The organism is Paracoccus benzoatiresistens (assembly GCF_026913015.1).
Taxonomy (GTDB): domain Bacteria; phylum Pseudomonadota; class Alphaproteobacteria; order Rhodobacterales; family Rhodobacteraceae; genus Paracoccus; species Paracoccus benzoatiresistens.
The window spans coordinates 1-10,971 of the sequence record NZ_JAPTYD010000085.1 but is presented as its reverse complement, the minus strand read 5'-3'; the positions used below and the strand labels follow the sequence as shown (position 1 = coordinate 10,971).

The 10,971-nt window shown below is 60.9% G+C and carries 7 protein-coding genes and 3 pseudogenes; 3 read left to right on the top strand and 7 right to left on the bottom strand.

Going from position 1 to position 10,971, the window contains the following annotated elements:
* Nucleotides 1-291 precede the first annotated feature (291 nt).
* Entirely contained in the window at nt 292-594 is a 303-nt protein-coding gene (locus OU682_RS22300) for a hypothetical protein (RefSeq protein WP_268944395.1), read from the top strand.
* A gap of 246 nt (nt 595-840) precedes the next feature.
* On the opposite strand, the pseudogene OU682_RS22295 reads toward OU682_RS22300, so the two are convergent.
* The 6 genes and pseudogenes from OU682_RS22295 to OU682_RS22270 form a co-directional block, all read right to left on the bottom strand.
* Nucleotides 841-1,126, bottom strand: a pseudogene (locus OU682_RS22295) (hypothetical protein); the annotation flags it as partial.
* A gap of 15 nt (nt 1,127-1,141) precedes the next feature.
* Nucleotides 1,142-2,395 (bottom strand): annotated as a pseudogene (locus OU682_RS22290) (IS256 family transposase).
* Between the two features lie 129 nt (nt 2,396-2,524).
* Nucleotides 2,525-3,205, bottom strand: a complete 681-nt coding sequence (locus OU682_RS22285) for a 4'-phosphopantetheinyl transferase family protein (RefSeq protein WP_268944394.1) — start codon at nt 3,203-3,205, stop codon at nt 2,525-2,527.
* Between the two features lie 309 nt (nt 3,206-3,514).
* The gene (locus OU682_RS22280; protein ID WP_268944393.1) at nt 3,515-4,231 is read right to left on the bottom strand and encodes a M28 family metallopeptidase; all 717 of its coding nucleotides are present in this window, start codon (nt 4,229-4,231) and stop codon (nt 3,515-3,517) included.
* A gap of 281 nt (nt 4,232-4,512) precedes the next feature.
* Nucleotides 4,513-5,151: a TorF family putative porin gene (locus OU682_RS22275; RefSeq protein WP_268944392.1), complete on the bottom strand. Its 639-nt coding sequence runs from the start codon at nt 5,149-5,151 to the stop codon at nt 4,513-4,515.
* 60 nt (nt 5,152-5,211) lie between these two features.
* Nucleotides 5,212-5,556: a hypothetical protein gene (locus OU682_RS22270; protein WP_268944391.1), complete on the bottom strand. Its 345-nt coding sequence runs from the start codon at nt 5,554-5,556 to the stop codon at nt 5,212-5,214.
* A gap of 62 nt (nt 5,557-5,618) precedes the next feature.
* Here OU682_RS22270 and istB point away from each other — a divergent pair.
* Nucleotides 5,619-6,332: pseudogene (gene istB, locus OU682_RS22265) on the top strand (IS21-like element helper ATPase IstB).
* Between the two features lie 450 nt (nt 6,333-6,782).
* Here the strand turns inward: istB and OU682_RS22260 are convergent.
* Nucleotides 6,783-10,637, bottom strand: coding sequence for a Pls/PosA family non-ribosomal peptide synthetase (locus OU682_RS22260; protein ID WP_268944396.1), 3,855 nt, complete (start codon nt 10,635-10,637; stop codon nt 6,783-6,785).
* On the opposite strand from OU682_RS22260, the gene OU682_RS22255 reads away from it, so the two are divergent.
* Nucleotides 10,593-10,883 (top strand): hypothetical protein, encoded by a 291-nt coding sequence (locus OU682_RS22255; RefSeq protein WP_268944397.1) that lies wholly within the window; start codon nt 10,593-10,595, stop codon nt 10,881-10,883. The genes OU682_RS22260 and OU682_RS22255 overlap by 45 nt on opposite strands.
* Nucleotides 10,884-10,971 lie beyond the last annotated feature (88 nt).

The following is a 10,971-nucleotide window of genomic DNA, read 5'->3' as shown; positions in this document are numbered from 1 at the left end:
GACAAACATGACCATGAAATCAGACGATTATCTTTGATGAACACGACCAAAGAAAAATGACCGCACACCTGAATGCCAAGGGGCGAGGCGCACCTTGCCTTCAGCGAAGACGCAGGAAATACCGAGAAAAGAAGTTTCGTTTATTGTGAATCAGTAAAATCTGTGGTGATTGAAAGATGGAATGGAAATCTCGCAAAGGACATGGTATAAATAGCACTTGGGGCATTCACGCTCTTAGATGAAACTTGAAAATGATGTATGTTTGCATCGTACACCAGTAAGGAAATGCCGATGGGTGAGGATGAGAACGCGCCATTTGATAAAGACCCCATCTCAGCCTGGCTTGATCATGCAAAGCGTGCATTAAGGAAAACTAAGGCCGATCATCTTGGTCGAAAGTTGAAGACTGCAGGGGTTATGGTGGAAGATCTATCGCGGTATCCTATTCTGGAATGGACGCCGTTCGCCGGCCTCGGCAATTTTGGACTGGGCTATTTTCTTGATCCCGCATCCGATTCGTCCTGTCCTTGCTGCTGCCGCAGCTACTGGGTCTACGACAAACAGGGCAGCAGTGGGCAAGATCGACATAGATGATCGAGGGTAGCGTCAGGAGCAGCTACCGCCCCATCCAGGTTAGTGGCCAATCTGTGAAGGTGACTTATCCGGGAATTGTACACGACGCATCCTCGTGACGGATAATTGTGGCGACCTGTGGTGATTGAAGACGATCTCACCACTGGCATTTCGCAGTTGATCTCTTACCATCCAGGGCTTGATGCCCTCTCGCCCGCAAGTTGCTCAGTGTCGCTGTTCTGCTCCACAAGGAGACCACTCAACCCCTCAACTGCTGGGAAGTCGGCTCTGAGCAACCGTATCGGACGGCCGATGCTTCCCGGTGATGGGTTTTTCGCCCGAGATAATCGTCACAACCAGGTGGAACAACAGAAGCCAAGGAGCCCTGAGATGGGGCGAGGATCTTGCTGATATTGTGAGCACAGGCGCAAAGGACGGCAAAGATCGCATCGCCGATGCGGCCCTTCAGCGTGCATCTGGCGAGGCATCCGCCGGTCTTCATGCGCCCGATTTCAGGCTCGATGGCGCTTCGTCGAAGAGCTATGCCCGAAAGTTGGTGACGGCCTGATCAGGCGGCGGCTTGAAGTTGCTTGATGCCGTCCCTGAACTCAATGCGCTGAATGATCTCCGGCAGGCGGGTGGTGCCGTCTGGCTTGCGCCATTTGGCCAGCGCCGACATGAGCAGCCGGAATGTCATGGCGAGCCCGCTCTTTCTGCTGAGACAGCCCTTGGTCTTGCCGGTGCGGTGGCGGACTGAGGCAAAGGTGCTCTCGATTGGGTTCGAGGTCCGGATGTGCTTCCAATGTTCGGCCGGGAAGTCGTGAAAGCTCAGCAGCACGTCACGATCCTTGACCATTTTGGCCGCCGCCTTGTCGTACTTCACCCCGTAGGTCTCGATAAAGAAATTGAAGGCGGCGTCTGCGTCGATCCTGGTCTCGGCCTGCCAAATGTCGTGCAGATGGCCCTTGGCTTTGGCTTGCACCGATTTTGGTATGGCATTGAGGACATTGCCGGTCTTATGCACCCAGCAGCGCTGCTCGCGTGTGGTGCCGAAGACCTGGCGCAGTGCGGCGGCCCAGAACCCCAAAGCGCCATCGCCGATGGCAAGGTCCGGAGCCATGCTCAGCCCCCGGTGCTTGAGATCCAGCAGCAGTTCGCACCAACTCTGGGTGCTTTCGCGCTAGCCGTCAGCAAGACCGAGCACCTCCTTGTGGCCCCATTCATCAGTGCCGATCAGCACCAGCATGCATTGCTTCTCCTCGGCCATGCGTGGCTGGAAATAAACCCCATCGGCCCAGATGCAGACGATCCGCCGGGTGCTGAGATCTCGCCGTTGCCAGCGCTCGTAGTCATCCCACCACTCGGATGTCAGCCGTGAGATCGTGGAGGACGAGAGGCCCGCCGAATTCGGGCCCAGAAGGGCTGCCAATGCTTCTTGGAAGTTCCCGCTCGAAATGCCCTTGAGATAAAGCCAGGGCAGAAGCTCCTCGATCGAACGGGCCTTGCGCAGGTAGCGCGGCAGCATCGACGGCGTGAACTGTATCTTGTCAGCCGTCTCACCCCGATCCCGAACACGCGGCACCTTCACCGGCACCGGTCCTATTTCCGTCATCACCGAACGCTCGGGCAGATGGCCGTGACGCACGAGCCGGCAATGCCCTTCTTCGGTGACCTCGCCGGCATGGGCGACAAGAAGCGCCGGCAGGTCCGCTTCGATCGCCTGCTCAGTCAGCCGTCGCGCACCCGCGCGAAGGATCTCGGTAAGCGGATCCGCAACACTTCCCTAGGGATCGGGCAGCGGCGTGACGGTAGCCTTCATCATGGGGTATATCCCTTTTTCGACAGAGAATTGACGGCGTTCTGAACACCCCCATGATATGCCGCCCCTCGGGCCATCACCAACTTTCAGCCATATCTCCTCGGTGCGAGGCGGCAGGCCGCGGAACGCGGCCTAGCGCCAGAGGATCGTGGCCACATGTCCGGCGGCGATCTTCTGGACCGCCTCGAACACGGTCCCGGCGGGCCACTCCGCGCTCCAATCCTCGGTCAGCACCAGCCTGACCGACTCCTGCTCGTCCGGCTCGCCCTTTTGCCAGTCGACCCGCGCCGCGCCGAAGTCCCGGAATTGCCGCGTTAGTGGATAAAGCGCTTTGTAAAGCGCCTCCTTGGCAGAGAACGCCCGCGTGACCTCAACATGCAGCGGCAGGCCCGACGAACCGGGCGACAGTTCGGGCACAACTTCCGGCGCGATGTCAGAGGCGACCCCGTCGGTCATGATCCGTTCGACATCCAGCCCAAGCAGCCTCGCCGCGCGGCGGGGCGCGACAAGCGCCGCGGCAATACCGTCGGTATGGCTGATGCTGCCCACCCAGCCGTCGGGCCAGGCCGGCAGCCTGTCACTGTCAATGCCTGGCGGCTCGATGTCACGACCGGCAGCCCTGCACAGCGCATCTTTCGCCGCCAGCCGACCTGCCGCGAAACTCGCCTGCCGGCGCGGGGACCAGCGGCGAATTGCCTCGGGCAAGCTCGCACCGGGAAACGTTCTGACCGGCACGAAGGCCAGTGCACCTCCCGGCGGCAGCGGCAGATCCCTCATCGCATGGGCCAGTTGTTCGGCAGGCGTCCGATCCAAGTCCCAGCCTTTCACGCTCATCAAGCTGGCCAACGGGATAGCCCATGGCATTCCCGAGTGCCATCGCAACGCAAGGTGTGAAATGCAACTTTCCTGTTCCTCATGCTGTCGGCTCATCGCGATCCTTTCGCGACTGGCTTGAGGCCTTGTCTTTCTGCTGCGATGCCCTTCCCTGCAACAGCGCCCCTTTGTCGGTCCCCTGAGCCGCTTTCAACCCGCCAGATGGCCGAATGTCAGACAGAACAGGGGCTTATGTCGACCTGTCGCTCGCTAAGGCAACAGAACCTCCTCAAGATCATGTCGACTCTCCTATGGCTCGCCCCTTGTGACTGCGGCCTGGTCGGACGGGGCCTGTGCCGCGTTCCACACCAGTTCCAGGGCACGATCAACAACCTTCATCGCCTCTGGGAAATCCATGTGGCCCACCGTGTCCTCGGGGCTGTGATAATGCGAGTTGTGGCCCACCAGCGTTGCCGCTTTGATCCCCCGCCGGGCGAAAACCTCTCCATCGACCTCGCAGTCGGCCCCGTGATCGACCCGGCGCGGCTTGCGGTGCTTCTCGAGCCAGGCGTCTTCGCCGATCTGATCGATATTGAGAACGTAGACCGTGTCCTCGAGCGCAAAGACCGGGTCTTCATAGACATAGTGCTTTGCCCCCGTGCATCCGCATTCCTCGCCATCCACGGAAAGAAAGAGGACTGTGCGCTTGAGCTCATTGGCTCTTGAGGAGAGGGCGAAGGCCAGCTCCAGCATCGCCGCGCTGCCCGAGGCATTGTCATTGGCGCCCGGATGGATGCGATCGCCGTGGCGGCCGTCCGGGCAACCGCTGCCGGTGTTGCGACCCAGATGATCATGGTGCGCGCTGACGATCACCACCTCGCCCCGAAGGACCGGATCAGTGCCCGGCAGAAAGCCGACCACATTGGCGGCATCCGTCTTTCCATGCCAGTCATGTTCGTAGGGCTGAAGATAGCCTCCAAGCTTCTCGGGCGGCAGAAGCCCTGCCTGCCGGAACTTTGTTTCCATGAAGCCAATTGCTTTCCATCCTCCCGGCGTCCCGACTCGGCGGCCCTCCATCGCGTCCGAGGCAAGCAGCGACACCGTTTCCCGGTAGCGTTCTGGATCGGGCGATATGCTTGATCCGCCATCGTCTGCCGATGTCGTTTGCGCCGCACTGGGCTGCCCGACCAAGAGAGCGACCACCGCGACGACAAGGAAGCTCGCGGTGATTTTTGGATGATATCCGCCATGCATCTGCGAAACTCCCTCCCATGTCAGTGTTCCAGAGGCCTGAACTCAGGATTTTATCAGAAGTCGAAGCCTGTCGAGGCAACCAGGTGCGCCTCGTCCGTGGTGGAGTCTAGGTAACTCACATCAACCCAGGTGTTGTCGCCTATCGCGCGTCCCAGGCCGAAGCCCCAGGAAACCGAATTCCCCTCGTCCTCTTCCCCGTCGATGTCGGCGCCAACGGCGGCGCTCAACGTCCAGACCTCGTCCAGGTCATACTCGAAAACAGCTTCGGTCGAAACCTCCCGCGTATCGAAATCATAGGAGGCTTCCGTCGTGACGTAAAACAGGCCCGACAAGGGATACTCGGCAGAGAGGGCGATTTCCCCGCAGCAATCGCCGGATTTGTTGTAGAAGGTGCGCGCGTAACGGAGATCCAACTCGATACCGCCGATGACGGGTCGAATGCCCACGGCAAGTTCGACCTCGAGATGATCTCCCCCGTCATCAAGCGTGGAACCCCACACTCCACCGTAGAAGAGGCCGCGCTGAACCTCAGCATAGCCCTGGAGCACCGGCTTGTGGCCGGAGAGAGACTCGCCATCGGAAATGTAATCCGTGGCCAGGAGGGCACCGTAGCTCCACTCGGTCTCTTGGGCGGATGCAGCATAGGGAACAACGGTGGCAGTTAAAATCAACGCAAACGCTCTGGCACTCATCAAGGTTGTCCGAAGTTGCTCTGATACAGACCAACAAACTAGCAGGAGCTCGATCAGAGGTCACGCTTCCTGCAGGGGATAGAGTCTTCTTAGCCCGGCCAAAACAACCTCTATTATATTGAATTTCCATGGTAAAGCTTCGGAATCGTTCGTCTTAAATTGCAGGGTTTCGTGTGCTTTGGCCGGAAGCCCCGCAATTTCCGGTCGCCGATGAAGCCCCATTCCCGCGCCCCTGAACAGGACGACCTGCTCCGCACCGAGGATCATGCGGCTTTCTCGGTCTCTATCGTGACAAGGCTCGCCGGGCGCATATCGGTCCAGTCGGTCTCCAAATGGCTGACGCAGTTCTCGGGCGTTCACCAGCACGAGGAAGATGTCATCCTGATAATCGAAGGAAATGCTCATGGTCTTGTCCTTTCCTTGCCGGAAACCTAGCCGATCGGCTTCTCGCCCTCGGATTGACCGGTATGGCCAAGGCACTGGACAAGCAGCGCCGCCTCTCGGCCACCTTCGACAGCCTCACCTTCGAAGAATGGCTTGGTCTGCTTGTCGACTACGAGGCAGCCGAGCGAGACGCGAAGCGCCTGCTCACCCGGCTCAAGTTCGCCGCGCTGCGCCAGGCTGCCTGTGTCGAGGATCTCGATCTGCGCACGCCGCGCGGGATCGACCGGGCCGTCATCGCCCACCTGGTTGACGGGGCCTGGATCGCCCGACGCGAGAACCTGCTTGTCACCGGCCCGACCGGCCTTGGGGAAAGTTGGATCGCCTGCGCTCTCGGCCACAAGGCCTGCCGCGATGGGCGCTTGGTCGCCTATCACCGGGTGCCGCGTCTCTTCGAGGCCCTGGCCATCGCCCGGGGCGACGGCCGGCCTGCCCGGATGCTCAAGCTGCTGGCCCGGACCGAACTGCTCATTTTGGATGATTGAAGGCTGGCTGTCCTGACATCATCGGAGCGGCGCGATCTGCTCGAAATCCTCGAACACCGACACGGACGGGGCTCGACGATCGTCACCAGCCAGCTTCCGGTTGAGAACTGGCACGAGGCCATCGGAGATCCAACCCCGGCCGACGCCGTCCTCGATCGCCTCGTCCACAACGCCCACCGCCTGACGCTTACCGGAGAGAGCATGAGAAAACACGTTTCCCATTCGAAACCGCTTGACCCAACGGGTCAGGCCTGACTCCATGAAGCGGTCGGCCAACCTGCCCGAGGTCTGGAATGGCTGCCCACGATGCCCTGGAATAAGTGCCCACGATCGCGTGGAATAGATGCCCATCTTCCGTGCAATGCGCATGAGAAAGACGGCCGAAACGTCCGGGGATGGTTTGCAGCCCACAATCAGTTGGCCATGATGTTCGGCGATCGCTTCGACGCTCGAGTATCTGAAACCGCATGGACCGGGCCAGATACACAAAGGTCAGGACAATCCCTGGTGAGGCTTTCGCCGTGCAGATTGCGGGAGCCGGGTACCAGGCGCACCTGACAGGCATACGACAATCCTGTCCTTCAACGAAAGCCCACCTTTCTGCAATGGTCATCCAAGTCGACGTCAACTCGCAGTATAAGCAAGATGGTGGAAGTCAGCCGTCTTACCATCCCTTCTCTGGCTCCGCCTTCCTTCAGGTAGACGTCACAGGATCTGTCTTGCCGGATTGCCGAGCCAGTGCGTTCCGCTGGGGAGGTTCTCGCCCTTCATCACGAATGAGTCGGGATAGACCTCGACATCGTCGCCGATCTCGACGTCATAATGGACGAAAGCGTTGCTGCCGATGCTGCAGCGATCCCCGATCCTGATGCGGCCGGACTTGAAGACGCCATCCTCAAGCGAGTGGCCTTGAAGCGTGCTCAACCCCGCCAGGGTGCAGTCGTCGCCGATTTCCGTCATGCTCTTTTCAGAGATCCAGCATCCGTCGTCGAAAAGCCTTCGGCCCACTCTCACTCCCAGAAGCCGGAAGATGGTGCTCTTGAACGGTGTGCCGTTGAAGAGACCCATGAACGGTTTCTGGTTCGTGAAGCTGAACTTCCAGTAGCGCTCATGCGTCCAATAATAGTTATCATAGATCGAGCAGGACTGCGGCTCCAGGCGTTCGAACCCGATCGAGGCCCGCTCCATCAGGACCGAATAGCCGACAAGGATCGCCGACATCACGATGACTGCCACTGGCAGGACAAGGATGCCGTGGTGCTCGTAGAAGATGAACGTCTTGGCCAGCACCCCGAGCATCAGGAACAGCGTCACGGCCTGCGCAAGCAGCAGTAGGGCGATCGCCGCGGCGTTCGAGCGGTTCTTGAGGCGCAGCCGTTCGCCGAGCACATCGGGGTCCTGGTAGCGATCCTTGCAGCGGTCGCGCATGACGCTGCGCGGGATCTCGAAGCTAGGGGAGCCGAGCAGGCCGGTATTCTCTCGCAGGGGGCCATCTATCGGCACCATCACCTTCGTCGCCAGCAGGCAGTTCTCGCCCACCTTGGCATCCTGCAGGACGGCGACATTGTTTCCGACGAAGTTGCGGTCCCCGATCGACACAGCGGACAGTCGGAGAGAGGAGTGCGAGTTCTCCGAATTGACCATGCTGAGCCCGTCGGAAATCATGGTGCCGGAACCGATCCGGCACATGAAGGGCATCTCGTGCACCTGAGAGAGCCCGAAGTTCGAGCCGGTCTGGACAACCGGGTCGAGACGGTAGCCGACAAACTTGAGGAAACCCACGATGAAGGAACTGTCCCCAAGCATTCCGTTGAAATAGGCCGAGTTGCTGACGCTTCCGATTGTCTGGAAGATGAAGTGGTGCAGGCCAAAAAGCGGATAGACCTCGCCATCGCGAATTGTGAAGGCAAGCAGCCGCGGCAGACCGTAGAGCAGCAGCAATCCCAGCATGAGCAAGCCAAGCAGCAGAAGGCTGGAGAGGAGGGCGGCCATGCGATAGAGTTCCCAGCTGATTTCCACGAAAGCGGGCGCGGTCAGATCGAGAAGCATCCAGGAGATCAGGTATTCAAAGGCGAAAATCGACAGGCTCGCGCCGGCGATCACCAGGATCGCCAGCACCGCCGGATACAGGATGCGCCTCAGCGCTCCGCAGGCGCGCGGCGGGACCGTGCAGAAATTGGTGGCGGTCTCCTCGGCCGGCGAGCCATGGAACCGCTTGCCCGCCGGGACAAACTGGCCTTGCTGCAGCGAGGAAACATGGCCAAGCTGCGCCCGGTCGCCAAGGCCGCTGTCGATGTCGAGAACGGCCGCATTGCCGACATAGGAATTTGCGCCGATCGTCGTGGGGCCGAACTCGATGAAGCCCGAGCGTGCCCGGTAGCAATTGATGATCGCGCTGTTGCGGATCACTGCCCCCTGTCCGACGGTAAAGAGATCGGTCGCGGCAGGCATTCGGCAGCCGATCACCGCCTGGGGTGCGATACTGGCGCCAAGAAGCCGCAGATACACGTTGTAGACAGGCGTGCCCGCGAAGAGCACGAGAGGGTTCAGGCGGATCGCGGACCTGACCACCCAATACCGGAAATAGGCGAAACTCCAGATGGGAACGCGGCCCGGTCTGAACCTTCCGATTACCGTCCACTTGATTGCGATCGGAAGGATCGCGGATCCGGCAAAGATGGCAAGCGCCGCAAGCGTCGAGCGCTGGAGCGCGACAAGCCGCCCCGGCGAAAGTGCCACCCAGAGCAACACTTCGATGGCGACGAAGGCGGCCAGACTGGCGGCGGCCACGATGACCAGTCCCTGAAGCACGCCGCAGGTGACAAAGGCGCGGTTCGAGGCCAGATGGATGTCGCGCGGCGGTGACTCAAGCTTGACCTGGCTGTGCGCCGCGCGGGCAAGCGGTGCGAACTTGCGCACGGTGGGATTGAGATAGACGTCGCGCATGGAAATGGCGGTGAGGCCGAGATTACTACGCACCGCCGCACAGAATCGCGCCATCAGCAACGAATTCGCCCCGAGATCTTCGAAGAAATCCGCCTCGACGGAGACCTGGTCAACCCCGAGCACGTCCGCGAGAATGCCGGCCAGCGCCGCCTCTTCATCGTTCCGGGGCGCGACACAGGTGGTCCTGCAGGCCGCATGGCGCGGATGCCTGGGCGGCGGCAGGCTCTTGCGGTCGGCCTTTTGGCTCGGGAGCATCGGAATCTCCGACAGTTCCTCCAGAAAGGCGGGAAGCATGTAGCTTGGCAGACGGGGTCTGATGGCCGCGTGGATGTCTTTCGGGCTTGGGCCATCGGCGTCGTGCCGCAACGTGTAATAGGCGGCCAGTTCGCTTACACCGGGCGCCGTTTCAATGACATTCGCCACGGCCTGCAGGATCCCGGGAACCTCCATCAGGACGGTCTCGACTTCCGCCAGGTCGATACGGTAGCCGCGAATCTTCACCTGCGTGTCGATGCGGCCCAGATATTCCACCTCGCCCTCGGACGTGATCCGGCCAAGATCGCCTGTCCGGTAGAGCCTGCCGCCAGGATTATGATCTATGCCGATGAAGTCCGGGCGGAAGGCCTGTTCGGTCTTGTCAGGGCGGTTGACGTATCCCTCGGCAACGCCGACCCCGGCGATGGCGATCTCGCCGATTTCGCCACGCGGCCGGATGCGGTCCGCCTCGGTGTCGAGAATGACCACGGAATAGGTCGGCAGGGGCCGGCCGATCGTCACCGGGCCACCGGGTCGGGGACGGGCGAGGGTTGCCGTGACCGTTGTCTCTGTCGGACCATAGACGTTCAGGAAGGTCCGCCCCTTCCTGCACCAGCGCTCGATGAGGTTTGCGGGGCAGGCCTCTCCCGAGACAAGAACGAAGTCGAGGTCGGGCAGGTCCTCCTCAAGCGTAGCGAGGAGAGTGGGGACGCACACGAGCGCCGTCACCTGTCGCTCGACAAGGAAGCGGGCCAGATCCGCCCCAAGCAGCGTTCCTTCGTCCGGCGCAGGAACCAGCGTCGCACCCAGATAGAGCGGCACCCAGATTTCCTCGAAGGAGAAATCGAAGGCGAATGTCAGGCCCTGGTAGACCCGCGCTCTCGGAGAGAGGCCATAAACCTCCGCCGCAACCCGAATGAAGTTGCAGATGCTCGAATGGTTGACCGCGACGCCTTTCGGCTGACCCGTGGAGCCGGACGTGTAGATTATGTAGCAGAGCGCATCCTCTGCGGTTTCTGGCGGCATGACGGGGGCATCGGACTCGGCCGAGATGGCCTGACAGGCACGGTCAAGGCACAAGGTCTCGACCTCGAGTTGGCCAAGGCCCGTGGCGAAACTCGAGACGCTGAGCACCAGGCGGATCTCTGCGTCCTTGAGGATGAAACCCACTCTCTCCCGCGGAAAGGCGCGGTCGAGAGGAACCCAGGCAGCCCCGACCTTGGACACGGCCAGCATCGCCGCGTAGGACCAGGCCGACCGATTGAGGAGAAGGCCGATCCTGTCTCCGGACCTGACGCCTTTTCGTGTCAGGTAATGCGCAAGCCGGTTCGCCCGACGCTCGAGTTCCGCGAAGGAAATCTCCTCGGCCTCCGTCGATACGGCAATGCGCGTGCTTCCCCTGAACAGGCGCAGGCGCTCTTCGAAGATATGGTGAAAGCGCTCTCCGCGCGCCCAGCGGATCGAGTGGTCTGCGTCAGGCCAGACAAGCACGGGACTTTCGGCATCGGAGAACTGTCTCTCGCTTACGTCCAGTGCCCAAGCGGCTCCGACTGGCGCCACGGTTGTGGCGCCATCGGCGTTGAAAAAATTTTTCATGGTGTTTAGCCCGGGCTACTCAGCGGCTGCGGTTGGCATTTCCGAGGCCCTTTGGACGGCATTGCTGAGGATATCGAGGCCTTGCTGGAGAAGGCCG

Coding starts and splice junctions, on each gene's coding strand:
- OU682_RS22270 (WP_268944391.1), bottom strand. CDS start 5,556: ATGAGCATTTCCTTCGATTATCAGGATGACATCTTCCTCGTGCTGGTG.
- OU682_RS22275 (WP_268944392.1), bottom strand. CDS start 5,151: ATGAGTGCCAGAGCGTTTGCGTTGATTTTAACTGCCACCGTTGTTCCC.
- OU682_RS22280 (WP_268944393.1), bottom strand. CDS start 4,231: ATGGAAACAAAGTTCCGGCAGGCAGGGCTTCTGCCGCCCGAGAAGCTT.
- OU682_RS22255 (WP_268944397.1), top strand. CDS start 10,593: ATGCGCAAGCCGGTTCGCCCGACGCTCGAGTTCCGCGAAGGAAATCTC.
- OU682_RS22300 (WP_268944395.1), top strand. CDS start 292: ATGGGTGAGGATGAGAACGCGCCATTTGATAAAGACCCCATCTCAGCC.